The organism is Paraburkholderia xenovorans, from assembly GCF_046030735.1.
Taxonomy (GTDB): Bacteria; Pseudomonadota; Gammaproteobacteria; order Burkholderiales; family Burkholderiaceae; genus Paraburkholderia; species Paraburkholderia xenovorans_A.
Map to the genome: position 1 here is coordinate 16,070 of NZ_JAQQBV010000005.1, position 26,606 is coordinate 42,675.

Below are 26,606 nucleotides of genomic sequence, written 5' to 3' on the forward strand. Positions count from 1 at the left end.
TGATGGCTTCTTTGCATATTCGGGATGTTCGTAAAAACTACGGCAACGTGGCTTGCCTGAAAGCCATCAGCATCGACGCCGATGACGGAGAATTCCTGGTTCTCCTCGGGCCTTCGGGTTGCGGCAAGTCGACGTTGCTGAACGCGATCGCGGGGCTCGAACCCGTATCCGACGGCGAAATTATTATCGACGGCACCGTCGTGAACGACATCGAGTCCGCTAAACGCGATATCGCGATGGTGTTCCAGTCCTATGCGCTTTATCCGACGATGACCGTGCGAAAGAACCTGACGTTCGGCATGCGAGTGCGTGGCGCATCGAAGAGCGAGCAGGAAGCCGCAGTGCAACGCGTGGCGTCGATCCTGCAACTCGACCAGTTGCTCGACCGGAAACCGAGCCAGTTGTCGGGCGGCCAACGGCAACGTGTTGCGATGGGCCGCGCGATGGTTCGCGAGCCCAAGATTTTCCTCTTCGACGAACCGTTGTCGAACCTCGATGCCAAGCTGCGCACGGATATGCGCGCGGAGATCAAGAAGCTGCATCAGCGTGTGGGCACGACCACCGTCTACGTCACGCATGACCAGATCGAGGCGATGACCCTCGCCACCAAGATCGTGGTGATGAAGGGCGGAGAAGTTCAGCAGATCGGCACGCCTGAAGACGTGTACGACCGGCCCAATAACCTGTTTGTCGCGCGCTTCATCGGCTCTCCCGCGATGAATTGCATCAAGGGCAAACTTCAGGGTGATGGAGCGGCCGCCACGTTTGTCGGCGGTCCGGACAAGAAGCGTCCGTTGAAAATTGCGCTGGGACAATTGTCGATTGCACAGCAGCGTCATATCGGGCGCGAGATCGTACTCGGCATCCGGCCGGAGTGGTTCGCGCTGAACGCCGACAGCGACGGCTTCGAGGCGATAGTCGATGTGGTCGAGCCGACCGGCGCCGACAACTTCGTGCTGGTTTCCGCAGCGGGTGAGCCGCTCATGACCCGGTTCGCGCCTGGCGTGGGGAAGGTGGGCGAAACCGTGCGACTGAGTGCGAATCCGAATAAGGCTCTGATATTCGACGCGGTGACGGAAGAGCGCGTGGCGTGACGATCGAAAGACGGGACGGGCATTGACCGGGATTTTGGCTGCCGATGTACTGGCAGCTTCGATTCCCGCACGGCCTTTTCAGGCACGTCGGACGCTCGCGGCCACATGCGACGATTGAAAGGCGCACGCGACACTGCCTGTACGATATCCTTCTCGGCACTACAAGGACTGGATGCCCTCTTTCGAAATGAAACGAACAGTGTCGATGAAGGATGTTGCGCTCGCCGCGGGGGTTTCGCAGCCGGCTGTTTCGTACGCTTATAACAAGCCGTCCGAGATCTCCGAGGCTCAGCGTGAACACATTCTGAAGGTCGCGAGGAAGCTCGGATATCCAGGTCCGAATGTTCGAGGAGGCAGTCTGCGCTCCGGGCGCGTCGGCGCAATCGGCCTGATGATTTCCGACGAGCTTCCCTATGCTTTTATCGATCCGTCAACTACCGGGCTCCTGCGTGGGATAGGCGAAATCGGAGAACTCGCGAACGTTGCTCTCGCACTATTTCCGCTGCAAAAAGACCTGGTCAATCAGTCGGGGGAACCTGGCAGCGTCAGCCTCGCGGTGCGGGGGTTTGTCGACGGCCTGATCGCGTACAACTTGCCGGACGACTACCCGGTCGTCGCGATGGCGCGCAAGCAGAACATTCCGTTCGTCGTAGTCGACGCACCGATTATCGAAGGCACGCCGTTCGTCGGCATCGACGACTTCGGCTCAGGCGTGATCCAGATGAAACATCTTCTCGACCTCGGTCATAGCAAGATCGGCATTATTGCCGATCGTCTGAGACCTGATGGATTGAGAGGGCCGGTCACGCAAAAGCGCTTCCAGCAGTCCACGGAAAATGTGGTGAGAGCTCGCCTCGAAGGATATCTGTCGGCGGGAAAAGCCGCGGGCCTGGGCTTTGACGACATGGTGATCATCGAGGCGGGCGGATTCGATCGCGCGTCCGGCGATTGGGCGGCCGAACAGATCCTGGCGAGCAAGGGATTGACCGCAGTGGCCGCCACGTCCGACGTGATGGCGCTGTCTTTCCTGACGATCGCCAATGAGCGCGGGGTGTCCGTTCCAGACCAACTGTCCGTGATCGGATTCGACGATATTCCCGAGGCGGCGGCCGCCGGTCTGACAACGATTCGGCAGCCTCTGATCGAAAAGGGCCGGCACGCTGCGCGCCTATTGACAGAACTACTGAATGCGCCGCCTTCGAAGAGGCCTCCCGCCACCCGGATCATCCTGCCGACCGAGTTAGTCGTTCGCTCGACGACAAAACCTCGGCGGAAAAAACGCAGCTAAAAAAACCGGCAGGCCATTCGGCCACGCCGGCTCGTCGTTGCCAAGTTGCCGCGTTGCCGTTTTTCAGCGAAACGTCTGCGCCACGCGAATGGCGTTGGCGGCAATCGTCAATGCGGGATTGACTGCCGCGGACGAAGGGAACCACGAACTATCCACAATCCATGCGTTGTCGACGTCGTGCAATTTGCAGTTCGTGTCGAGGACGCTCTTCGCGGGATCCTTGCCCATCAAAGCGGTGCCGCACTGGTGCGAGTTGGTGGCAATGCCCATACGCTTTGTGAAGACAAACGGATACCCGGCCTTGCGCATCATCGCGATCGTTTTTTTCACGAGCTCTTCGTGGGCTCGAAGATTGTTCGGGCGCCAGCGCACCTGAATCCGGCCTTGCTGCGCATTGAACGTCACGCGATTCTCCGGGTCCGGCAGATCTTCGCTGGTGAGATAGAGATCGACGCTATGGTCGGTGACATAGCGCGATACGGCCTTGGGCAACCACGGATACATGCCGGTCACCATCGGCTCGCGAATCTTGCCGAGCATCTGAATGTTGCCGAGTGGAAAGCTATTCCACTTCGACGGGAGATACCAGTCGTTGATCGCGAGCGTCTTCTGGAAGAAAACCTGGTTGAAGCGTCGTGGATCGACCGCGAGCATGAACGTGCTGTTGTGAACCATGTAGTTGCGGCCCAGAAGTCCCGAACTATTGCCGATTCCTTCCGCATGGTTTTTGTCCGCGGATCGCAATAGCAGCGCCGACGAATTGACTGCACCGCATGCCAGCACGAATCGATTCGCTTTGATGCGAACCGGCAAGCCGTTTCGGGTACCACGAGCCTCTTCGATCCTGCTGCCGTCGGCGGACATAACGAGGTGGTCGATCTTCGTCTGAACCATCAATCGCGCGCGGCCGCTGGCGACCGTCGGGCGCAGTGCAGAGACTTCCGCGTCGGCCTTGGCATCGACCATGCAAGGGTAGCCGTCGCATGTCGAACAGAGTACGCATGGCCGGCCATCGCCGTAATCGACCGCGGCAGGCATCGCAAAAGGCTGCAAGCCTTGAGCCTGCATTGAAGCGTGCAGCCGATGCAGCGCCGGATCATGCTCGAGCGCGGCAAACGGATAGTCGCCGGAGCGCCAGGGCTCGGTCGGATCGCTGCCTCGCTGGCCGTGGACCTTATACAGCCGCTCGGCTGCGGCATAGTGCGGCTCCATATCGGCATAGGTGATCGGCCACGCCGGGGACACACCCTCGGCGTGCTCGATCGTGCCGAAGTCGGCTTCACGGAAGCGCGGCAGCATCGCGCCGAATACCTTGGTATTGCCGCCGACGTAATAGAAAACGCCTGGCGAAAACGGCTTGCCGCTGTCGTCGATCCAATGCTCGGCGTTGCGATAGCGCCCCTCGCCGAAGACGGATTCGGTCGTCCAGTTCTGAATCTCACGGGGCAGAAAATCGCCGCGCTCCACGATCAGCACATCGAGGTTCTGTCCGGCGAGGCTGTGGGCGAAGGTAGATCCGCCCATCCCCGAGCCGATGATTACTACGTCGCAGGTCATCACGCCATCGTCGCCAGGAACGACCGTCTGCACTTCGCGCCGGGTGATCGGCGCGAAGGCATCAAAGTCGGACACTGCGCGATGAACAATCGTTGCATCGCTCATACTGCCTCTTCGTTTTACAGATGTTGTTCCGATTGACGGAACTGCGTGTACTCGTCCTGGCGTTCATCGGTAATGTACGCCGGAATCGGGAAGTCCCACCAGCCCGGCACCCACGGACCGGCCGCGTCGCGATCGGTGGGAATCTCGATCAGTACCGGCGCGTTCGAATCGAGCGCTTCCTGCAGGATCGGTTCGAGCTCGTCGTTGCTGTTCACGCGGAACGACTTCAGACCGAACGCCTTGCCGAGCGCTTCGAAGTCCGGGGAATACGGCGTGCCGTCCGGGTGATTGAACTCGGTGCCGATATGACGGCTCGTCTGCTTGCGCTGGCCGCCGCGAATCGACATGTAGCCCGCGTTGTTCTGAACGATGAACACCACCGGAATGTTGTTCGTCACGCAGATAGCGATTTCCTGCGACGTCATCAGGAAGTCGCCGTCGCCAAGCACGCAAACCACCGGTCGATGCGGCGCCGCCAGCTTTGCACCGATTGCAGCCGGTACGGCCCAGCCCATTGACGAGAATCCGCCCGAGGTCAGATGGGTGCGCGGTTCGTACACCGGGAAGGTCTGCTTGACCGCGCCCTGGGTGTTGCCCGAACCGACCACGACGATCGTGTCGCGCGGGAAGATCTTGCGCAACGCGCCGAGCGGTCGCTGCGAGGTGAAAGGAAAACGATCCGAGTCGCGGCGGGTCGCCAGTTTGGCTTCCCATTCGGCTTTGTAGCCGGCAACCTGATCCAGATACTCGGCGCGTTCGACCGAGTCGCTCTTCAGCGCGTCGACAATGTGCGCGAGCGCATATTTCGCATCGGCGACAATGCCGACCGCGACCGGATAGTTCTTGCCGATTTCATGCGGGTCGATGTCGATATGAATCAGGCGGCCAGGCGGAATCGAGAACGTGACGCCCTTCGCATAACTCGACGACGACCAGTCGGTGAAGCGGCAGCCCACGGCCAGAATCACGTCCGCGGTCGACGCGACCTTGTTGCCGCACAACGTACCGGTCTGGCCGACGCTGCCGGCGAACAGTTCGTGATCCTCAGGGAAGCCGCTCTTGCCGTTCCATGTGGTGACAACGGGGATTTTCCATTTCTCGGCGAGCGCGAGTACTTCGGCCGACGCCTCACCGGTGATCACACCGCCGCCGATCACGATGACCGGGCGCTTCGCGCTGCGCAGTACGTCCGCGGCTTTGCTCACCGCGGCCGGATCAGGGAAGACCTTGCCGACCGGCACACGCTCTTCGAGATCGTGAAGCGTGACTTCGGCGGCTTCTGCCTGCGTGTCCATCGGAATCTCGACGTGAACCGGGCCCGGACGCCCCGTCACCATCGCACTGAACGCGCGATGCATGACGAACGGCAGTTCCTCGACGCGCTGCACCACCCAGTGACGCTTCGACACTGCCTCGGCGATCTTCGGGAAGTCGTTGTCGGTGTAGCGTTCGAGTTCCTGCAGCAGACCGTGTCCGCGCATGTGCGTCGGCGGCCCACCGGTGATCAGCATCACGCTGGTCGAATCGGTGAACGCGGTTGCCATACCGATCACGGTGTTGCTGGCGCCCGCGCCAATCGACGTGACCGCGGCCATCGGCTTGCCGGCGACCCGGTAATAGCCGTCTGCCAGATGGACAGCGCTTTGTTCGTGGAACACCTGGATGAAACGGATTTCCGAATCCTTCTCGAGAAATGCGTCGGTGAGCGTCCAGATACCGTGACCGGGTATCCCGGCCACGTATTCAACGCCGTAGTTCTTCAACGTCTGAGCGACGATTTGACTGCCTGTGAGCTTTGCCATTTCCAGATCCTGCAAAGGTGAGATAAAGAGCCGCGCGGGATGACACGCCCGGGCGGAACACTGCGCTTTCGCTGAAACGAATCAGATGTTCCTGATGCAAACTCGCAGTCAGGTACGGGCCGCCCATTGGAGACCTTGCCGCGTCATCCGGCGTACGTTGGGGTCCGACAGATTGCCGGTGTCGTGTCCGATCGAGTGATAGAAAACCCGGCCTTCGCCCCATTGCTTGACCCACGCTGCCGGACACTTGTTGCCCTTGAGCCAGGGAAACGGGTTGCCGTCGAACGTGGTGTCCGCCAGCACGTGGTTATTCGGGTCGACCTGCACGTAGTACTGTTCCGAGCGGACCTCGAAGTCCTCCACACCGTGCATGACCGGGTGCGAGCGATCCGTCACGTTGACCATGTAGGGATGCGGGTAGCCTTCGCCGGTGGGGTGTTCAACGAACGATCCACCCAGCACCATGTGATATCGCAGGCTGGCGCGAAACGACGCGGCGGCGCCGTGCCAGGCCGCGAGTCCTGTCCCCTTTTCGATCGCTTCGAGCAGGCGGTTTTCCTGCGACGTCGTCAGCGTCTCGGTTGTGACCGCGTTGTTCCAGCCGATCACGATCAGGTCGAATAGGGTGAGATCACGGTCGAGCGTAAAGATGTCCGTCGATTCCTCGACGTCCCAGTCGAGCTCCCTGAATAGCTCGCGAGTCCATGCGGCGACCTCGTAGGGGAAGTGTCCCGGCCAGCCGCCGTAAAGATGAAGAACGCGTGTCATGATCAAACTCCTGTGAGGGGATGTCGATTGGCTTATACGTATAAGTCGTTGAATGCTGCGACTTCAAATTGAAGGTGTCAAGTGGGTAGAGACCTGGGTTGGGCGCCTTTTCCCGTTTATCGGATGGGAGCGGCGCGGAGCGACGCAAGGCGTGCGTCACATGGCGTCGAGCTTTTGCGATCCGCGAAATTGAATTCGGAAATTTGATTCCAAATACTGCATGTCATGCGGGCGCAACTCGCGGAGGTCACGCGTCGATCTGATCGTGCTTGCAGGCGCTGCGTCTCGTCGGTGCGCCACAGTGCGTCACTTCGAATGCGGGTGCGAAATTGCCTTTGCGGTGACGCGCGCCGAAAATTTAGTGGTCCAGTTGAATATCGATTGAAATGTCCGCCATATCGCGTCGAAGCCGGTGATGCAGGGTGATGCGAGATGGCACTCGGAATACCCTTGGAGGTCAGTTGTGATTGAGTATCTTAAGAAGAGCAAGCCCCTCGACGTCCAGACGGAGATTGCGACCCAGGTTCGCAACACCGTGGAGACGATCATTGCCGATGTTGCCGCCAACGGCGACGCGGCGGTGCGTGAATATTCGAAGAAGTTCGACAATTGGGCACCCGCGTCGTTTCGTTTGACCGACGAGGAAATTGCCGCGTGTGTTGCTACCTTGTCGGAACTCGAGCTTGCGGATATCAAGTTCGCGCAGCAGCAGGTGCGCCGTTTCGCCGAGGTTCAGAAATCGGCGCTGAGGGACGTTGAAGTCGAAACGCTGCCGGGGGTCATCCTGGGTCATAAGAACGTGCCGGTGAACTCGGTAGGGTGCTATATCCCCGGCGGCAAATACCCGCTGCTTGCATCGGCGCACATGAGCGTGCTGACGGCCAAAGTGGCCGGCGTAAAACGGGTCGTAGCCGTGGCGCCGCCGTTCGACGGCAAGCCGCACCCCGCCATAGTGACGGCCATGCATCTGGCCGGTGCTGACGAAATCTACTGCGTCGGCGGTGTGCAGGCGGTCGCCGCGCTGGCGCTCGGCACGGAGCAGTTCGCGCCGGTAGACATGATTGTCGGTCCGGGCAACGCGTACGTTGCCGAGGCCAAGCGCCAACTGTTCGGCAAGATCGGCATCGACCTGATTGCGGGCCCGACGGAAACCCTCGTCATCGCAGACGAGTCGTCGGATGCCGAAATCGTCGCCGCAGACTTGCTGGGACAAGCCGAGCATGGTGTCAATTCGCCTGCCGTGTTCCTGACGAATTCGAGAGAACTTGCCGAAGCGTTGCCGGCGGAAATCGAGCGTCAGCTAGCGATTCTGCCGACCGCGGCGATTGCGTCGGTCGCGTGGCACGACTACGGCGAGATCATTCTGTGCGACACCGTCGACGAGATGGTGGAAGAGGCCGATCGCATCGCGTCGGAACACGTGCAGGTGATGACTCGCGACCCGTTGTACTTCCTCGAGCACATGACCAACTACGGCGCACTTTTCCTCGGCGACCGGACGAATGTGTCGTATGGCGACAAGGTAATCGGCACCAACCATACGCTGCCGACGATGAAATCCGCGCGCTATACCGGCGGTTTGTGGGTCGGGAAATTCATCAAGACCTGTACCTATCAGCGCGTGCTGACTGACGAAGCCTCCGTGCTCGTCGGCGAGTATTGTTCGAGGCTTTGTGCCATGGAAGGGTTCGCCGGTCACAAGGAGCAGGCGGACATCCGCATTCGCAGGTTCAGCAAACCGGCGTAGATCATCCGGGTTTGAATGTTGTCCGATAGTCGGCACTCGCGAGAGTGCCGATTTTTTTTGAGTTCGACTCCGGCGGTGACGCAGTTTGTGCGTCGATTTGCGACACAAATAGGCCGCTTGCGAAATTGAGCGTTGATTATTGGGCTTCAATACTTCGACGCAAGTGAGGATGCATCACACATCGATGTGTCAGGAAAGTGACTCAGGATTCGAAGAATTTCGTTAAGCGGTGAACGGTTAGTTCGATTTGGCAGAGCGACGATCCATGAGCAAATCATCTACTCATTCAGTATGACGAATAAAAAACAGGAGACCCGACTCCCCACGATTTCTTTGCAAGGCCAGTAGTAAGTAAGCGATATTTCCGGCGGTGCAGCGGGAGAGTAGCCAACGGTACACGCCGGAATTGTTCCTCAATACAAACATCCAGCAGGGTGAGTCAATGAAACGTCAGATTTTCTCCGTAGTCGCTCTTGGTGCTGCCGCCTACGTTACGGGAGCTCATGCTCAAAGCTCGGTTACTCTTTATGGCATCGTCGATACGGGGATTGCGTACATTCACAATAGCGGCGGTCAGAGTTCGCAGTGGAAGTTGTCTTCCGGCAACCTGTCGGGCAACCAATGGGGCGTCAAAGGCACCGAAGATCTGGGCGGTGGCCTCACGGCCAACTTCCAGCTCGAGAGCGGATTCGATCTGGGCTCCGGGCAATTGGGAAACAATGGGCGTGAGTTCGGCCGCCAGGCATTCGTCGGTCTCGCCAGCACGACGTACGGTGCGTTGACGCTCGGGCGCCAGTACGACCCCGTCACGGACCTGTTGCAGCCGCTCACGGCCGACAACTACAGCGGTCTGTTCGCACCGCCGGGCGACATCGATAACTACGACGATAGCGCGCGCTTCAGCAATGCCATCAAGTGGACGAGCCCGACGTGGGGCGGCGTGGTTGTCGAGGCGATGTATGCACCCGGCGGTATCGCGGGTTCCACGGGTTCCGGGCAGACGTGGTCGGCTGCGGCCGCGTATAACAACGCCGGATTGGGCGTGGCCGGCGGCTTCCTGCACGCGGATAACGGCAATACCGCGCTTTCGACGCGCGGAACGACGACAGCCGACAGCTTCTTCAATAGCTCGGTTAATGCCGCCTATGCGTCGGCGCGATCCATCAACATTGCACGCGTCGGCGGTCAGTACGTGATGGGTCCCGTGACGGCCGGCGCCGCTTATTCGTACACGCAATACAGCGCGGACGCCGCTTCGTTGTTCACCGGATCGGAGCATTTCCAGAACGGCTCGATCTTTGCCATCTGGATGCTGACGCCCGCATTCGAGCTGGCCGGCGGATACAACTACACGAAGTCCGGCGGCAATTCGTCGGCGACCTATCACCAGGCGAATCTGGGCATCGACTACCTGTTGAGCAAGCGCACCGATGTTTATCTCGCCGGTGCGTACACGCATGCCAATGGGCAGAACGGAGCAGGTGACGCTCAGGCCGTGGTCGGATCGTACGACGTCGACGCGGGCAAGCAATCGCAGTTGCTTGCCATCGTCGGACTGCGTCATAAGTTCTAAGGTTTAACGAGGGCTGTGCGATTTGGCGCCCGCGGTCGACTCCAGCCGTGGGCGCCTCTTTTTAACCGTTGCAGCGAGGGTAAACACGTAGTTGGCCGATGTTGACTTGAAAATTTGAACGGTCCAGCATAAGACTTATACGTATAAGTGATGCGATGTGAAGCTGTGCAGGACATGACCGTGCGACGAGCGCCGATATCTCTTTCGCAGTTTTGATCGTCTGGCTCCTTTGGGGCGGATGCTGCTGGAGAATGGTGATGAATGACCGCGCGCCCATGGATATCGGACGGCAGGACACCGACCTGCTGGAAAAATTCGGCTACAAGCAGGAGCTCTCGCGTGGGATGTCGGGCTTCGGCAACTTTGCCGTGTCGTTCATGGCCATTGGGCTGTTCTGGGCGCTCGGCGCCAACATGCAGCAAGGTCTCGGAACCGCGGGCGCCTTCGGCATGACGGTGACGTGGCTGATCGGCGGCGCGCTGGCCTATGTAACCGCGGCCTCGTTGGGCGAGATCAGCTCGGCCATTCCTACTGCGGGCGGGCTGTATCACTGGTCGTCGGTGTTGGGCGGCAGAGCGTGGGGGTGGGCCACTGCGTGGATCAATCTGATCGGCTACGTGTTCTCGGCGGGCGGGACATCGGTCGCGTTCTACCTGCTGTTCAACCAGCTGATCCTCAGCGGCATTTTGCATATCGACACCTCTCATTGGGGATACTGGCAGCAGGTCGCCGGCGTGGTCGTCGTTATGTGCAGTTGGGCCGTGCTCAATCACGTGGGTGTGCGGACACTGTCGCGGTTCGTGACCGCAGGCGCTTACGTGACTTTCGTGGGCGCCGTCGCGCTGATCGGCGTGATGCTTTACAACCTTCATCTAACGAACCTCGCGCACATCTTCTCGTTCACGAACAATACGGGCGACGCCGGCGGCGGCGTGGTTCCGCATACGGAGAACGCGCTTCTCACCTTCGGGTACGCGTTGCTTTTGCCCATGTGGATCGTGACCAGCTACGACGCGGCGGCTCACGTGTCGGAGGAAACGGTCGACGCCGCGCGCGCCGTTCCAAAGGCGATGCGCACTTCAGTGATCCTGTCCGTCGTGATGGGCGCAGCGCTGCTCGTGCTTTTCTACATGGCGATGCGCGATCCGGTCGCAATCGCCAGAAAAGGCGGTGACGGCTTTTCGACGCTCTTCGAGCAAATCCGCGCACCGCGTCTGCTGAAGGACGCCATCATCGTTTCGCTGACGATTTCGGCTTACGTTTGCGGCGCCAGTGCGTTGACGGGGCTGTCGCGCGCGGTGTACTCGTTTTCGCGCGACCAGGGCTTGCCGAAGTACTTCAGTCGCGTATCGCCGCGCTTTTATACGCCGGTCACGGGAATCTGGGCTGGCGCGCTCGCCGGCATCGCCGTGACCTTGTACTCGTCGACATTCAATGCGCTCGTTGCCGGCACCGCGCTGTTTTATCAACTGGCGTACGGAATGGCGATCGGCGCGGCGATGTTTGCCCGCAATCGTCGCTACGGTCCTTATCGGCTCGGTGTTTTGTCGAGGCCGTATGGCGCTGCCGCGATCATCGGCGGGATCTTTATCATCTGGGTCGGCTTGCAACCGCCGACGGATATACTGATCCACTATTTCGTCAGCTTTTTGATCATTCTTGTCGTTGCGTGGTTCGGCCTTGAAAAAAGGCGTTTTCCGGGGCCGCCGATCACGAGCAAGGCAGCGCGCGATAGCGAGGTCTCCAGCCCCGGCTATGCAAGGGTCGAAACCGTGCGCTAAAGGGCCTGCGCCGCTCATCGCATCCGGAACCCCAGGCTTGACCGCGTCCGCGTCCGCGCCCGCGTCCACAACCGCAAAAGCAGTTCTACTTCAATCAGTTCATGGCTTCTGATCTCGCTCAACGCAGAACTTCGTTCAACACTCGCTAGGCTGCAACGCGCGCTATCTTCTTTGTGGCCGGTTACGGAAGAGCGTCGTGGGCGCCGCTAGTGCCGTTTGTCAAAGCCAGAGTCGGACTTGACGATGGTCAACTCGGCCTTCTATTGCTTTGCCTCGGCGCGGGTTCAATGGCGGCGATGCCGTTTGCCGGCGGCCTCGCGGCGAGATTCGGCTGCCGGGCGGTGATCGCGTTCGCAACCGTGGCGCTTTGCGCAACGCTCCCCGCGCTTGCGTTCGTCGACGATGTGCCCTCCGCGATCTGTGTGCTGACGCTGTTCGGCATGGCTGCCGGAGTAGTCGACGTCGCGATGAATATTCAGGCGATCGAGGTCGAGCGCGAAAGCGGGCGCTCGATCATGTCGGGATTTCACGCGTTCTACAGTGTCGGCGGTATCGGCGGCGCTGCGGGCGCGAGCCTGCTCCTTACCGCGGGTCTATCGCACGGCACATCGACGATCATCGCCACTCTGCTGATGGTTATCGCACTGTGCTATGCGTATCCCGCATTGATCGCCGAACCGCAGACGAGTCAGGCAACGCTTTTTGCCGTCCCGCGCGGCATCGTGCTGGTACTGAGTGTCTTCACGTTCATTGTCTTTTTGGCTGAGAGCGCTGTACTGGATTGGAGCGGCGTGTTCCTGACGGCCGAGCGCGGCATGTCCCACGCTTACGCCGGATATGGATATGCGGCGTTTGCGGCAACCATGACGGCGGGCCGACTGATGGGCGACCGGATGGTCAGCCGTCTCGGTAGAACCCGTATCGTGATCGTGGGCAGTTTGTGCGCCGCGGCCGGTTTTGCACTGGCCGCCTTCGCGACATCCTGGGCGGTAGATTTGCTTGGATACGCGCTCGTCGGAGCGGGATGTTCGAACATCGCGCCGGTTCTGTTTTCGTCGGTCGGCAAGCAGAAGCGGATGCCGACCAGTGCCGCCGTTTCAGCGATGACCACGATCGGCTACTGTGGGGTTTTCGTCGGGCCGGCGCTCATTGGCGCGGTCGCGCGCTATACCACGCTGGCCACGGCATTTCTCGCGGTTGTCGTTCTGCTAACCATTATCGCGGCGAGTGCGCGAACGGTTCTTCGCGGCGAGTAAGTCGGCTCGCCGTTTACGGTTATCGATTCAATCTGCGACTTTAGCGGTCGCGATAATCACAAAGAGCATGGCGGCGATCGTGAGAAACGCCGTTTGCAGGCTGGCATGCTCGGCAATGTTGCCGAGAAAGGCGGGCCCGGTCAGCATCCCTGCGTAACCGATGGTGGCGACAACCGGCATCGCCACCGCTATCGGCATCACGTGTTGTCGGGCGACCACCAGAAAAAGGCTCGGCACGATGTTAGCCAGTCCGAATCCGACCAAAGCGAAAGACAGCATCAGGATCAGCCAATGATTCGCTGCCACGAGCGACGTGATTCCGAGCGCTGCGAGTAACGCACCTGCCCGGAGAACGCGGCGTGGTTGCAGCGACCTGGAAAGAAAATCTCCCGATAGCCGTCCGGCGGTCATGGCGATCGCGAAGCAGGCGTAACCGTAGCCCGCGCGAGAAGGCTCGAAGTCTTTCGCGGTAGTGAGGAATACGCCACTCCAGTCGAGCATCGCGCCTTCCGCAAGAAACGAGATGAAGCAAAGAACACCGATCCAGAGAACACGTCCTCGTGGCAGTGTCAGAACGAACTTTGATCCTTCGCTCGTGGCTGCGAGAAAGTGTTTGCCGTAGTAACTCCAGATGAAAACGAGGATCGCGCTGACACAGGCGACAGCGAGTTCAGCGGTCAAACCCGCCGAGAGCAATGCGCTTACACCGGTTGCTCCCGCAATGCATCCGATGCTGAACCACGCATGGAAGCCCGACATGAGCGGTTCGGCGTGAGATCGCTGTACGACAGCGGATTGCAGATTCATTGCCGACTCGGTGACGCCGAGTCCCGAACCAAAAATCAGCAGGCTGACGACGAGAACAGCGGGACTTTCAGTCGTCGCCAGCAGAAAGAGACACACGCACACCACGGGCCCCGCCGACAGGATGATCTTTCTGCATCCGAAGCGGGCCGCTAGCGCGGTCCCGATAGGCATTGCGACGAGACAGCCGAGCCCGAAGCAGAGCAGTGCGAAGCCAAAGTGACTATCGGACAGATGCAGACGCAGTTTGGCCAGCGGCGCTAAAGGAGCCCACGCAGAAAGGAACAATCCGAAGGAGAAGAAGCCGGCACGTGTAGAAGCGCGCGCGGACGAGGAAGACGCAAAACTTCGGCTGACGCTTGTGGTGTCCATGGGGTCTTTGAGTAATGGCGGAAGCGGAACCCGGCACGCGCCCGGACGGGCGCCGGCCTTCGAGTGTAATTGGCGTGTCGCGTGCATGTAACTTCGCAAACCGGCTTTCGATGACGCACCGTGACGCGATGAACCAGGTGCATACCGTGCTGTTTCGTGGGACGCAAAGTGACGCAATTCGCGCGCCGGCTTGCGTCAGGAATGCGGCGCTCGCGAAATTGATACCGCTTTATTAGTCGCGGACGATAGGGTATCGGCGCGCATGTTGCGTGCCGCCACGCCATTCACAGGAGACGTGCTGTGCAAGACCAGAAGATCAGAGTGTCGATCATCGGCTATGGGTTCGTTACCCGTCACTTTCATATGCCGTTGATCGCCAGCGTGCCGGGTCTGCAACTCGTTGCAATTGGCACTCAGCGTGCGGAGCAGGTCACGCTTGACGACCCGTCTATCGAAATTCTGAGCCCGGAACAGGCGGCCGTTGCCGAGTCGGTCGACCTCGTGATCGTCGCGAGTGTCAACGAAAGTCATTACCGGTTCGCGAAGCTCGCACTCGAAGCCGGCAAGCATGTCGTCGTTGAAAAGCCTTTCACGCCGACGCTCAAGGAAGCGCGCGAACTTGCGGCGTTGGCCAAACGTGTCGGCAAGCATCTGGCCGTTTTCCAGAATCGCCGTTGGGACAGCGACTATCTGACCGTGCGTGATGCGATCCGTCACGAGAGTCTCGGAGATATCGTCCATTTCGAATCGCACATCGACTGCTACGCGCCGAACGTCCCGCAAGCCTGGCGCGAAGAGCCGGTGCCTGCCGGCGGAACGTGGTTCGACCTCGGCCCTCATGTGGCCGATCAGGTGCTGTTGCAATTCGGACTGCCGGAGTTCGTGACTGCATCGTTCGCGCAGCAGCGAACCGGGGCGAGGACCGACGACTGGTTCACGGTCGTCCTCGGCTACGGCCGCATGAGGGTCGTTCTGCGCGGCGCGCAAGTGGTGCCGGGATTCGGCATGCGTTTCCTCGTACACGGCACGAACCGCTCAGTGATGAAGCAGGCGCAGGACATTCAGGAGCAGCAGTTGATTGCGGGCCTGTTGCCGGGCAACCCATCGTACGGCGTCGATCCTGACGACGCGTATGTCATCGACCCGGCTGACGCTTTGTCAAAGCGACGTGTGGTGCCGGCAACGCGAGGCGATCAGTCCCAGTTCTATGTTCAACTGGAACGCGCGATCCGTGGTGAAGGTCCGAACCCGGTAGCGCCGGCAGAGGCAGTAGCGCTCATTGCACTTCTGGAAGCCGCTTCGATTTCAGCGGCAGAGGGCCGCTCCACGACATTGTCGTTGACAGAAGAAGAGCGTGTGGCCTTCGAGAACGACAGACGCTCGCATTTCTGAATCGTCGGCGTCAGCGGAGCGGAATCCAGAAACGGAAAAGGATGGGCATGGCGATGGTTGACTATATCGTGGTGGGAGGCGGATCGACCGGGTGCGTCGTTGCATCCCGCCTGAGCGAAGACAGCGATTCGACGGTGACGCTGCTCGAGGAAGGGCCGCGCGACAGCAGCCCGTATATTCACATTCCCGGCGCTTACTACAAGACGGCGCAAGGGCCGCTGCTGAAGCGGATTCCGTGGGTGCCGATGGCCGAGCAGGGCCGCAAGGACATGCCGACGATGGTGCAGGCGAGCGTGCTCGGCGGAGGAAGCTCGGTTAACGCGATGATCTACATTCGGGGCGTGCCGTCCGATTACGACCAGTGGCGCGACTCCGGCGCCGCCGGTTGGGGATATGAAGATGTACTGCCGTACTTTCTCCGGGCGGAAGACAATGAGCGCTTCAGCAATGAAAGTCACGGCGTGGGCGGACCGCTCGGCGTCTCCGATATCAGCCATATTCATCCTTTGACAAAGGCGTGGCTGAAAGCCTGTCAACAAGCCGGCCTTCCTTATAACGAAGACTTCAACTCGGGTGACCCGACGGGATGCGGGCTTTATCAGATCACCGCACGCGACGGCAAAAGAAGCAGCTCGGCGGTGGCCTATATCCGCCCCGCCGAGGGTCGGCCCAATCTGACGGTGCGCACCGGCGTGCGCGTGACGCGGATTCTCATCGAGCGGGGCCGCGCGGTCGGCGTCGAATTTGTCGAGCACGGCAAGTCAAAGCAGTTGCGGGCGCAGCGAGAAGTCATCCTCTGCGCCGGCGCAATCAATTCGCCCAAGCTCCTGATGCTCTCAGGCATTGGACCACGAGAGGAACTCGCCAAACACGGTATTGAGGTGCATGCCGACATCGCGGGCGTTGGAGAGAATCTGCAGGACCATATCGAGATCTCTCTCGTGTATCAGCTAAAAGGACCGTACAGCTACGACAAATACAAGAAGCTGCGCTGGAAGGCCATGGCGGGTCTGCAATACGCGCTTTTCAATAGCGGGCCGGCGGCATCCAATCTGATCGAGGGCGGCGCGTTCTGGTGGGGAAATCGCACGGAATTGACGCCTGACATCCAGTATTTCCTGGTGGTCGGCGCAGGGATTGAAGAGGGCGTCGACAGTGTGCCCGGAGGTAACGGCTGCACCGTCAACCTCGGACAAATCAGACCGCGCTCGCGTGGGTTCGTCACGTTGAACAGTCGCGATCCTTTAGACGTGCCGCGCGTCGCTCCAATGTATTTCAGCGACGCCTACGATCTCGACGCCGTGGTGGAAGGATGCGCGAAGGCAATGGACATCATGGACCAACCGGCAATAAGGAAATACATCGAGCGCCGGTTCGTGCCGTTTCAACCCGCGCTGGAGCGTGACGAATTACGCCGCTTCTGCCAGCAGGAGGCGCACGCTGCGCTTCACCCCGCGGGTACCTGCCGCATGGGCACCGATGCGCTCGCCGTGGTGGACCCGGAACTCCGCGTGTACGGTATCGAGGGGCTGCGTGTCGCGGATGCGTCGGTTATGCCGAATCTCATTTCGGGCAATCCCAACGCGGTGTGCATCATGATCGGCGAGAAAGCCTCTGACCTGATTCGCGGCCGGGACACGGGCGTAAAGGCACAAGCTGAAGTGAGTCGGTCGAAAGGAAAAGTGATCAGTCTGGTCTGATGCTCGCGCGGAGCGTTGGCTTCGCGGTTGTTCTGCTTGCTCTGCCCTTCTATCGAAGGGCAGAGCAAGCATGCGTTGCAATCAGACGTTTTTGGCTGCGGCGAGAAGCTTCTTGACGGCGTCGGCTGACGTCATCGAAGGGGTGTTCACGAACTGCGTGACGACATCGACGTAAGCTGCACGGATATCGCGTTCGAGTGCCGCGTTTTCGATGAACGACGGCATCACCTCGCCCGCTTTATTGCCCGCCGCACGGTCTGCAAAATTCACCTTCGCGCAGTCGTCGAATTTGTCTTGCGCTACGTCGATCCGCGGCGGCAAGGAGCCTTTGCGCAGGTTGAAGCTTTCCTGCACGTCACGGTCCATCACCGCATTGGTCAACAAGGCCTGGTTTGCCTGCGTAGCCGGATTCTTCTGCTTGAAGAACGTGAACGAGTCCAGCACCCAGATAAACGCGTGGCCGCTTCCCGGCGTTGCGGAGCAGACGAAGTCGACACCGGGTTTCTTGCCTGCGCGCAGGAATTCACCCTTTGCCCAGTCCGCGTGAATCTGCATGCCCGCTTTGCCGTCGATGACCATCTGCGTGGCGACGTTCCAGTCGCGGCCTGCCCGATTGGGATCGGTATAGCTGATGATCTTCCGGAGTTCATCGAACACCTTGATCATCGTCGGACTTTGAATCGCGGCCGGGTCATGGTTGATGATCGCCTTCTTATAGAACGCCGCGCCGCCCATGCCGACCACGAGATCGCTGAAGATCTCGGCTTCTTGCCAGTCCTCACCGCCCAGCGCGACAGGAATGATGCCGTCCTTCTTCATCTTTTCGGCGAGGGCATTGAATTCGTCCCATGTGGTCGGGACTTTATCGCCGTATTTCTGGAGGATCTTCTTGTTGATCCAGAACATGTTCTCGCGATGCTCGTCCATCGGCGCGCCGTACCAGGTGCCCTTGTACTTCAAATAGGGAATCAGCTCCGGTGTAACGAGATGATCCCAGTTACCGGCCTTCGCGTAGCTGTCGATGCTTCCAAGCTCGTTCTGCTCCGCGTAGGAAAACAGCAGTTGAGGCTGCGCCTGAGCCGCAGCAGGTGCGTTGCCGGCAGCCAGACGGGCTTGAAGCGCTTGCTGCTGGTTCGCGCCGTCGTCGCCGGCGATCGCGCTATCCTTCCAGCCCACGCCCTTCTTTTGCAACGCATCCTTGAGGGCCTGAAGTGCGTACGACTCACTGCTCGAGGTCCATTGGTGAACCACTTCGACCTGTTGCGTCTGCGCAGCAGCGATGCCGCTAATAGCAAGGCTTGCCACCGCGGAAGCGACAACACGCGCCAATACTTGCCCCTGCTTCGATTTCAGTTTCACAGCACAATCTCCTCATAGGTGTCGATATTCATCGCTGACATTCATCACTTTTGAATGGGTGAGCGCAGTTCCGAGTATTCGAGGGCAAATTAACGTATGCAATTTCGCTACCTTGAGTTTTGCGACGCTAACTGACGCGCGGCTAGCGTCGATTTGCTTCTGCGGAATAAGTGCGTCGGGTTGCGTCTGCGAATGACGCGGTTGCGAAATTGCTAAGCGGATATTGGGTGGTCAAACTGGTTCCGTTATCGTGGCAACAGACCAAAGGAATCGGAGATGATTGGGAAGGAAGACACACTCGTCCTGCACGCGACCGTTGCGAAACACTCGAACCTGGTCACGGACATCGACATCATGCGATCCGTGGGCTTCGACGGTGTCGAGCTATCCAGCAACAAGATCGAGAGCTATCTCGACGCGGGCTATTCGATCCACGATCTGAAGCAGCTTCTTGCCGATGTGTACGTACCGGGCATGGGCTTTCTCATCGATATCGAGCGACAGGGGGAAGACGCCGAAGCGCTCTGGAGTAGAGCGCGCGAAATTTTCCATCTTGCGGCTGCTGCGGGTGCAAAAGGTGTTCAGGTTCTGACGGGGCCGGTCAATGTCCAGGCGGTTATCGAATGGTCTGCGTTCGGGCGCACCGACCACTACGCCGGCGTTCTCGGTTATCCGGAAGACGAGCAGATTGCGATAACCGCTAAAAATCTTGCGGTGCTCGCCGATATGGCTGAAGAAGCCGGGCTGTTGCTGTACCTCGAGACGCTTTCATGGTCGCCGGTAAACGGACTTGAGAAATCAGTCCGGTTGATCGAGCGGGCGGCGCGCAGCAACGTCAAAGTGGTGGTCGACTACTGGCACTGCTACACGTCGGGCGTCACACCTGACGACGTCGCCAGATTGGACAAAGATCTGATCTACGGCGTGCACGTCTGCGATTCGCTTCATTTCGACGGCGGTATTCCCAACGAGAGCGTGCTCCGCGATGTGCCGACCGGCGCTGGAGTACTGGATCTTCAGGAATGGACCGATGCGGTGAGGGCGACCGGATACAAAGGGTGGTGGAGTTGCGAACTGTTCTGCAAGCGCAAACAGCAACAGAACGGCTATCTGGTTGCGCGTGAGCTGAAGTCGTTGATGGAGACGCTGGTTCGACCTGTTCCCTTCCGGAAAATGGTTTTATGAAAATCGCTCACGTTGCGCTCTGGACGAATGACCTCGACCGGGCGTCCGACTTTTATCGCGACCTGTTCGGGGCCGAGATCGGCGAGACATACAGAAGTGAACGAACGCAAGGATTCAGTTCGCGCTTTGCCCGCTTGCCGGAGGGACCGGCGATCGAGCTGATGCATGTGCCGAGGCTGGCGCCGCAGTCGGTGGACGACCATCGGGTCGGCTGGGCGCATATTGCGATTTCGCTCGGCAGCGAGGATGCCGTGATGGCCGTCGCGCGGAGGATGGAGTCCAACGGGACCTTGGTGTCAGGTCCGCGTTGGACAGGCGACGGCTATTTTGAAGCGGTTATTTCGGATCCGGATGGCAATCTGGTTGAGGTGACGGTTTGACTCGCCCCTCCCCCCGCCTTAAACCAACCCCGTCGCGTAATAAACCGCGATCACGACAAACACCGCCAGCGTCTTGATGACCGTTACCGCGAAAATATCGCGATACGACTGACGATGCGTCAAACCCGTCACCGCCAGCAGCGTAATCACCGCGCCGTTATGCGGCAACGTGTCCATCCCGCCGCTCGCCATCGCAACCACCCGATGCAGCACTTCCATCGGAATATGCGCGGCTTCGGCACCCTTGATGAACGTGTCCGACATCGCTGCAAGCGCGATGCTCATCCCGCCCGATGCCGAACCCGTGATACCCGCAAGCGAGCTCACGGAAACCGCTGCGTTGACGAGCGGATTCGGGATGCTCTTCAACGCATCGCTGACCACCAGAAAACCCGGCAACGCGGCGATCACGCCACCGAAGCCATACTCCGACGCGGTGTTCAACGAAGCCAGCAGCGCACCCGCGACCGCGGCCTTCGTGCCGATCGCGAAACGCTCGCGCACGCGGCCGAATGCGGTCACCACGACCATCACGATGCCCAGCAGCAGCGCACCTTCAACGGCCCAGATCGCGACCACGCTCTTGATCGTCGTCGTGACCGGTGCGTGGATGCCCGGCAGGATCTCCGGAGCGATCGTGTACGACGCGCCGTACCAGTTCGGAATCCAGCGGGTCAGCAGAAAGTTCGCGACGCCGACCAGCACCAGCGGCGCGACTGCCAGCAACGGATTCGGCAGTTGCTTCGATTCGACGCGTTCCGGCTCGTTGAGCAGATCCGTGCCGTAGCCTTCGCCCTTGGCCATCGCGGCACGGCGGCGCCATTCCAGATACGTGAGCCCGACCACGATGATGAACACCGAACCGATCACGCCGAGCACGGGCGCGGCCCACGACGTGGTCTTGAAGAACGTGGTCGGGATGATGTTCTGGATCTGCGGGGTGCCCGGCAGCGAATCCATCGTGAACGAGAATGCGCCGAGTGCGATCGCGCCCGGCATCAGACGCTTTGGAATATTGCTTTGACGGTACAACTCGGCAGCGAACGGATAGACCGCGAATACCACCACGAACAGCGACACGCCGCCATAGGTGAGCAGCGCACACACCGCGACGATCACGGCGTTGGCACGCGAGCGGCCGATATAACGGATAGCGGCGGCCACGATCGATTCCGAGAACCCGGATAGTTCGATGACCTTACCGAACACCGCGCCCAACAGAAATACGGGGAAGTAAAGCTTCACGAAGCCGACCATTTTCTCCATGAAGATGCCGGAGAACACCGGCGCGACGGCCGACGGATCGGTGAGCAGCACAGCGCCGAGGGCGGCGACCGGTGCGAAGAGAATGACGCTATAGCCGCGGTACGCGGCGAACATCAGAAACGCCAGCGCGGCGAGGACGATTACAAAGGACATTGAGTCTCCGAAAGCTTGGTTGTTCTACGTGTACGCGATCCCGATACGGCAAAGGCACGGCGCCCGCAAATGCAGGTTCCATGCCACAGCCGTCGCAGCCGCCTGCCCGTTGATTTCCCGGGCCGGAGCTCGAAACGTGATGCGGCCGATTGTACCCAAACGTCTCTGAAACGGGACGCAAAGAGGCCGAACGTGGCCGGAAATGAGGTTAAACCCCTAAGTGGCCGTGTTTTTGGCGGTCTCTATGGTGAGATAAGATAGTCTATGAAATGAGACAAGTGCAAGTAAAACGATAGCTGGAGACAGCCACACCATGATGAACGATTGGGCGGGCTTGCCCGCCACCTACGGCGACGTCCTGCGCCGTGCGATGGATTCGCTGTTCCGCACTTTCGAAAATTTCAGCGAAGGCACGTTTATCGTCGACGCGGATGCACGCGTGGTGTGGATCAACAAACGTTATGCAGCGCGTTTCGGGTTCTCCGATCCGCAGCAGGCGATCGGCCGCGATTGCGAAGCAGTGATCCCAAACAGCCTGATGCGTGAAGTCGTCAATACCGGCAAGCCGATTCTGCTCGACATCCTCGAAACGGATCGGGAGCCGCTGGTCGTCACGCGCCTGCCGTTGAAGGACGATGCCGGTGAAACGGTGGGCGCGGTCGGCTTCGCGCTGTTCGACGAACTCAAGGCGCTGACACCGCTCTTTTCGCATTACTCGCGTGTGCAGCAGGAACTGATCGCGACGCGTCAGTCGCTCGCGCAGGCCCGGCGCGCCAAATACACGTTCGGCAGCTTTGTCGGCACGAGCGCGGCCAGCCTCGAAGTGAAGCGTCAGGCGCGTCGCGCCGCCCAGGTCGAATCGCCGGTGCTGCTGCTCGGCGAAACCGGCACCGGCAAGGAGCTCCTCGCGCATGCGATCCACGGCGGCTCGGCGCGGGCGGCGCAGCCGCTCGTGACCGTCAATGTCGCGGCCATCCCGGATACGTTGCTCGAAGTCGAGTTTTTCGGCGCCGCGCCGGGCGCCTACACCGGCGCAGATCGGAAAGGCCGCGTCGGCAAGTTCGAACTGGCGAACGGCGGCACGCTGTTCCTCGACGAAATCGGCGACATGCCGCTGTCGTTGCAGGGCAAGTTGCTGCGCGTGCTGCAGGACAAGGAGTTCGAACCGCTCGGCTCGAACCGGATCGTGCGCGCAGACGTGCGGATCATCGCCGCGACGTCGGCGGATTTGCCCGCGCTCGTCGCGGCCGGCCGGTTTCGCGCGGACCTGTTCTATCGGCTGAACGTGCTGACGATCCAGGCGCCGCCTTTGCGCGAGCGGCTGCCGGACATCGAGGCATTGGCCTACGCGATGCTGGAGGATCTGTCCACGCAGGTACGCGGCGCCAGTCACTTCGAATTGCAGGACGACGCGCTGCGGCTTCTGTGTTCGTACGACTGGCCTGGCAACGTGCGGGAATTGCGCAACACGCTCGAGCGGGCGGTGATGCTGTCCGACAGCGAGCGTATCGACGCGCGGGCGCTGGCGCCGTTTCTCGGGCCTGTTCGCGACGGCGGCACGCGTCAGGCGAATGCGCCGCTCAAGTCGGCTGCCGCGCAGTTTGCGGATGCGACTGCGGATGCGCCCGTTCCCGCACTATGGAGCGACGCGATGGCCGCATTCGAACAGCGTTTCCTGAGCGATGCGTTGCGCGCCAACGGCGGCCGCGTGATCGAAACTGCGGCGCAAATCGGCATGGGCCGCGCGACCCTGTACAAGAAGATCGCCGCTTACGGCATCGAGCTGTGACAACGCGGGGCGACATCGACTGACGCAGCGCATTTGCCGCATGGCACAATCGCGTCATCGAAAAAACAAGATGTGATCGGGGTTTCCAATGAAACGCAGTCTCTCCTCTTTCGCGTACCTGGCTCGCGCCGCGTTGGTCGTCAGCGGCATTGCCGTGTTGGGCGGGTGCAGCAGCAGCGCGCCGCTGTTTTTGTCGGACGGCCGCCCGACGACGCTGGTCCAATGCCCGAACGGTTCCGATTCCTGCGCGCAACAGGCCGCGGCGAGTTGCGGCGGCGCGTTCGACGTGGTCCGCCAGACCAATGAGAACGGCACGCTCAATCTGATCTACGCCTGTAAGGCGAAGTGACGCCTCGCCGGCCATTGCGCCGGCGCTTCGAGTTTTTCAAATAGCTGCGATCTTTTCGTTGTGCCGGCGTGCTTTCGCCGCGCGACGGCCGCTTCTGCTTTCCACCGCGCAGTCTCTCTCAACGCTGCGCGCGTCAATGCCGCTGCCGCCCACCTATCTTGCGGAAAGCCATACGGTGGTCATAAAGCTCAAGCACTAATGTCTATTTTGAAAACGCCTTATGATGCGTTATGCATTTTCCAGTGCTGCTTTATCGATTATTTATCTGCAAGTCGAGGTTAATCCGGATGCAAAGCAAATTTGCCTCCCGACGAAGTCGGTGCGGCGGCTAACGGAACGTGAAGATCACTCGCAGTATCCTCGTACGTAAGGCTCTACCGGCAAAATTAACGAGGAGGTTTTTCCACCTGTTTAACATTTAAATACGGAGTTAAGAAACATTTTCCGTTGTGAGCAGCACGGGGAAGTAATAACGGCATGTTTTATGCTTTTGAGACAGTTCAACGAGTAATTCCGGGGAAAGCAATGAATCACCACCAACTCGAAAAAGATATCGAACATCTTGAACATGTAATCTCGCATATATCCGCTGAAGACCGTATTCCGTTGTCATATTGGCGTCACCGCCTCGATTCGATGTCCGGCGCGACGCTGGTGCCGGCGCAGGCGAGCCGCGTCAAACGGCTCAATGCCGCGCTTTCGGCGCTCGAGGAGCGGCAGAAAACCTGAACCTACGCCGCCGTGGATGCCGGATGTTCCGTCTGACCGGGTAACGTTTTCTGCAAAAATAGGGGAACATAGCCGGCCCGCCACACGGGCGCCCCGGTATCCACTTCCAGGACCATCATGCATCCAGCAGGATTTTCAGCATCCCGGCTGACGGCGCTCACGAATGCGATGCAAGGCTATGTCGAGCGACGCGAAGTGGCAGGCGTTGTTTCGCTGGTCTGGCGGCGCGGCGAAATCGGCTACTTCGAACCGCTCGGTCTGCGCGACGAAGCCGGCCAATTGCCAATGGAGCGCGACACGCTGTTTCGCATCGCGTCAATGACCAAGCCGGTCACCAGCGCGGCGATCCTGATGCTGATCGAGGAAGATCGTCTCGCGTTCGACACGCCGATCTCGCTGTGGCTGCCCGAACTGGCCGCGCCACGCGTGCTGCGCGACCCGTCCGGCCCGCTCGACGAAACCGACCCGGCGAGAGCGCCGCTCACCGTGCTCGACCTGCTCACGCACCGCGCCGGCTTCGCGTATCACTTCACGTCCACGGGACCGTTGGCCGATGCGTATGCCGCCGCTTTCAACGGATTCGAAGCCCACGGCAATATCGGTGCGTGGCTGAACCGGATCGCGGGTTTGCCGCTGATGTTCCAGCCCGGCACCCGCTGGCACTACGGCATCGCGACGGATGTCCTCGGCGTGCTGATCGAGCGTGTGAGCGGCATGTCGCTCGGCGAATTCTTCCGCACGCGAATCTTCGAGCCGCTCGGCATGCGCGATACGGCCTTCTGGGTGCCCGAGCCGCAACTGACGCGGCTGGCCACGGCCTACGGCGTCGATCCCGGTTCGCGGCGGCGCGTGGTGGAGGATCATCCGTCGACGAGCCGCTGGGCCAAAGCCGACCGGTTTCAGAGCGGCGGCGGCGGTCTTGTGTCGACGGCGCACGACTATCTGCAATTCGCGCAACTACTGCTCGGCCGCGGGCGCGTCGGGGCGACACGATTGCTGTCGCATCGCTCGGTCGATCTGATGCGCTCGAACTTTCTGACGCGCGACCAGCGCCGCGTGCCGGCTTTCGGACAGATTGTGTGGGCGGGTCAGGGCTTCGGTCTCGGCCTTTCCGTCGTCGACGATCCCGCGCAGCAGCTTGCGCACGGCTATCGCTCGATCGGTTCGTTCGGCTGGCCGGGCGCTTACGGTACGAGCTGGTTCGCCGATCCCGTGGAAGACATGATCGGTCTGATGCTGATCCAGCGTCGTGGGATCGAAGCGTTTCCCATGGCGGTCGACTTCGAGCGCCGCGTGTACGATGCGATTGACGATTGAGCGCGCCGCGCGGATCGGCCGCCGAGCCGTACGATCGGCTGTCGCGAGTAGCGCTGCGCCGGGCGCTCTATCCGGTACCTTTTTCGTCTGATAGTGTCCGCCAAAGGGACTTCCTCCTGGGGCGCCCGTCTGCAGTTCGTCAAACCGTTCGGAGCATCCGTCATGGCCTCATACAAGCAATTGACCGCGCAACTCGAAAAGCTTCACAAGGAAGTTGCCGTGGCACGTGAGAAAGAAATCGCGCAGGCGATCGCCGACATCAAGCAGAAGATCGCCGAATACGATCTGACCGCGGAAGAGCTGGGTTTCTCGGGCAAGTCCAAGGCGCAGCGCAAACCGGCATCGGTTGCCAAGTACCGCAACCCGAAGACCGGCGAGACGTGGAGCGGCCGTGGCCGCTCGCCAGGCTGGCTGGCCGGCAAGAATCGCGAACGGTTTCTGATCGATGCCTGAACTGCCAGGCGTGGTACCGGAGCGCGAGCTTTCACTCCGCGCTTTTTTCTGAAGTGAACCCGCGCAGCGTTTTTTCCGCACCGCAGCGGAGTCCCGAAAACGCTCACCTTTCACGCATGCCGATCTACCGATCCGTGCGGCGGTTCACGTGCATCACATCTGTTTCTGATTGTTCGGTGAGCCAGGCGTCGGCGTAGTTCGCACCTCTCTTTGCGCTTGTCCGGCGTGGCTCCAGCAACCCATCACGATCGGCGCTAACCCTTGTCAGCCTTTGCTGGTGCGCCTCTCCAGTCAGGAGAAGAATCGCGCGGCCCGTCTTCACGGGCGTCTGACGCTGCACTATCGAACATCTGCAGTGAACCCCGCAACACGTTGCCGGTGCGCGGC

Annotated in this window: 21 protein-coding genes; 15 read left to right on the top strand and 6 right to left on the bottom strand. The window is 60.3% G+C overall.

Translation table 11 applies throughout. The features are described from left to right. The first annotated feature begins 2 nt into the window (after window positions 1-2). Entirely contained in the window at window positions 3-1,094 is a 1,092-nt protein-coding gene (locus PQQ51_RS06325) for an ABC transporter ATP-binding protein (protein ID WP_408495740.1), read from the top strand. A 205-nt stretch (window positions 1,095-1,299) separates the two neighbouring features. Continuing rightward, window positions 1,300-2,382, top strand: a complete 1,083-nt coding sequence (locus PQQ51_RS06330; protein WP_408495742.1) for a LacI family DNA-binding transcriptional regulator — start codon at window positions 1,300-1,302, stop codon at window positions 2,380-2,382. 63 nt (window positions 2,383-2,445) lie between these two features. Here PQQ51_RS06330 and PQQ51_RS06335 read toward each other — a convergent pair whose 3' ends face one another. The 3 genes from PQQ51_RS06335 to PQQ51_RS06345 all read right to left on the bottom strand — a co-directional run bounded on the left by PQQ51_RS06335 (window position 2,446) and on the right by PQQ51_RS06345 (window position 6,614). Next, on the bottom strand, window positions 2,446-4,044 hold the full coding sequence (locus PQQ51_RS06335; RefSeq protein ID WP_408495744.1) for a GMC oxidoreductase: 1,599 nt from the start codon (window positions 4,042-4,044) through the stop codon (window positions 2,446-2,448). Window positions 4,045-4,058: 14 nt separating this feature from the next. Further along, window positions 4,059-5,846, bottom strand: coding sequence for a thiamine pyrophosphate-binding protein (locus PQQ51_RS06340; RefSeq protein ID WP_408495746.1), 1,788 nt, complete (start codon window positions 5,844-5,846; stop codon window positions 4,059-4,061). Window positions 5,847-5,954: 108 nt separating this feature from the next. Next, a complete protein-coding gene (locus PQQ51_RS06345) occupies window positions 5,955-6,614 on the bottom strand; it encodes a ThuA domain-containing protein (RefSeq protein WP_408495751.1) in 660 nt (219 codons plus the stop codon). Between the two features lie 463 nt (window positions 6,615-7,077). Here PQQ51_RS06345 and hisD point away from each other — a divergent pair, with 463 nt between their 5' ends. The 4 genes from hisD (at window position 7,078) to PQQ51_RS06365 (ending at window position 12,971) form a co-directional block, all read left to right on the top strand. Then, window positions 7,078-8,361: a histidinol dehydrogenase gene (gene hisD, locus PQQ51_RS06350; protein ID WP_408495753.1), complete on the top strand. Its 1,284-nt coding sequence runs from the start codon at window positions 7,078-7,080 to the stop codon at window positions 8,359-8,361. Window positions 8,362-8,803: 442 nt separating this feature from the next. Further along, window positions 8,804-9,934 (top strand): porin, encoded by a 1,131-nt coding sequence (locus PQQ51_RS06355; protein WP_408495755.1) that lies wholly within the window; start codon window positions 8,804-8,806, stop codon window positions 9,932-9,934. Between the two features lie 257 nt (window positions 9,935-10,191). Then, complete coding sequence (locus tag PQQ51_RS06360; protein WP_408495757.1) at window positions 10,192-11,715, top strand: amino acid permease; 1,524 nt, start codon at window positions 10,192-10,194, stop codon at window positions 11,713-11,715. Between the two features lie 173 nt (window positions 11,716-11,888). Beyond that, window positions 11,889-12,971: an MFS transporter gene (locus tag PQQ51_RS06365; RefSeq protein ID WP_408495759.1), complete on the top strand. Its 1,083-nt coding sequence runs from the start codon at window positions 11,889-11,891 to the stop codon at window positions 12,969-12,971. 27 nt (window positions 12,972-12,998) lie between these two features. Here the strand turns inward: PQQ51_RS06365 and PQQ51_RS06370 are convergent, their stop codons facing one another. Further along, window positions 12,999-14,147, bottom strand: a complete 1,149-nt coding sequence (locus tag PQQ51_RS06370; RefSeq protein ID WP_408495760.1) for an MFS transporter — start codon at window positions 14,145-14,147, stop codon at window positions 12,999-13,001. Between the two features lie 300 nt (window positions 14,148-14,447). Between PQQ51_RS06370 and PQQ51_RS06375 the strand changes: the two genes are divergently transcribed. Further along, on the top strand, window positions 14,448-15,539 hold the full coding sequence (locus PQQ51_RS06375; protein ID WP_408495761.1) for a Gfo/Idh/MocA family oxidoreductase: 1,092 nt from the start codon (window positions 14,448-14,450) through the stop codon (window positions 15,537-15,539). Between the two features lie 47 nt (window positions 15,540-15,586). Further along, window positions 15,587-17,239, top strand: a complete 1,653-nt coding sequence (locus PQQ51_RS06380) for a GMC family oxidoreductase (RefSeq protein WP_408495762.1) — start codon at window positions 15,587-15,589, stop codon at window positions 17,237-17,239. 81 nt (window positions 17,240-17,320) lie between these two features. Here the strand turns inward: PQQ51_RS06380 and PQQ51_RS06385 are convergent, their stop codons facing one another. Next, on the bottom strand, window positions 17,321-18,598 hold the full coding sequence (locus PQQ51_RS06385) for an ABC transporter substrate-binding protein (RefSeq protein ID WP_408495764.1): 1,278 nt from the start codon (window positions 18,596-18,598) through the stop codon (window positions 17,321-17,323). Between the two features lie 276 nt (window positions 18,599-18,874). Here PQQ51_RS06385 and PQQ51_RS06390 point away from each other — a divergent pair, with 276 nt between their 5' ends. Together PQQ51_RS06390 and PQQ51_RS06395 are read left to right on the top strand one after the other, a co-directional pair. Then, window positions 18,875-19,783, top strand: a complete 909-nt coding sequence (locus tag PQQ51_RS06390; protein WP_408495765.1) for a sugar phosphate isomerase/epimerase family protein — start codon at window positions 18,875-18,877, stop codon at window positions 19,781-19,783. Then, complete coding sequence (locus PQQ51_RS06395) at window positions 19,780-20,163, top strand: VOC family protein (RefSeq protein ID WP_408495767.1); 384 nt, start codon at window positions 19,780-19,782, stop codon at window positions 20,161-20,163. Before PQQ51_RS06390 ends, PQQ51_RS06395 begins: the two co-directional genes overlap by 4 nt. Window positions 20,164-20,181: 18 nt before the next feature. Here PQQ51_RS06395 and PQQ51_RS06400 read toward each other — a convergent pair whose 3' ends face one another. Further along, window positions 20,182-21,582, bottom strand: a complete 1,401-nt coding sequence (locus tag PQQ51_RS06400) for a GntP family permease (protein ID WP_408495769.1) — start codon at window positions 21,580-21,582, stop codon at window positions 20,182-20,184. A 313-nt stretch (window positions 21,583-21,895) separates the two neighbouring features. Between PQQ51_RS06400 and PQQ51_RS06405 the strand changes: the two genes are divergently transcribed. From PQQ51_RS06405 to PQQ51_RS06425, 5 genes are all read left to right on the top strand, one after another. Next, complete coding sequence (locus tag PQQ51_RS06405; RefSeq protein ID WP_408495771.1) at window positions 21,896-23,371, top strand: sigma-54 interaction domain-containing protein; 1,476 nt, start codon at window positions 21,896-21,898, stop codon at window positions 23,369-23,371. An 88-nt stretch (window positions 23,372-23,459) separates the two neighbouring features. Further along, entirely contained in the window at window positions 23,460-23,720 is a 261-nt protein-coding gene (locus PQQ51_RS06410) for a hypothetical protein (RefSeq protein WP_408495773.1), read from the top strand. Window positions 23,721-24,245: 525 nt separating this feature from the next. After that, the gene (locus tag PQQ51_RS06415; protein ID WP_408496087.1) at window positions 24,246-24,449 is read left to right on the top strand and encodes a hypothetical protein; all 204 of its coding nucleotides are present in this window, start codon (window positions 24,246-24,248) and stop codon (window positions 24,447-24,449) included. Window positions 24,450-24,566: 117 nt separating this feature from the next. After that, window positions 24,567-25,766 (top strand): serine hydrolase domain-containing protein, encoded by a 1,200-nt coding sequence (locus PQQ51_RS06420; RefSeq protein ID WP_408495775.1) that lies wholly within the window; start codon window positions 24,567-24,569, stop codon window positions 25,764-25,766. A 162-nt stretch (window positions 25,767-25,928) separates the two neighbouring features. Further along, window positions 25,929-26,219, top strand: coding sequence for an H-NS histone family protein (locus PQQ51_RS06425; RefSeq protein WP_408495777.1), 291 nt, complete (start codon window positions 25,929-25,931; stop codon window positions 26,217-26,219). Window positions 26,220-26,606: the final 387 nt, after the last annotated feature.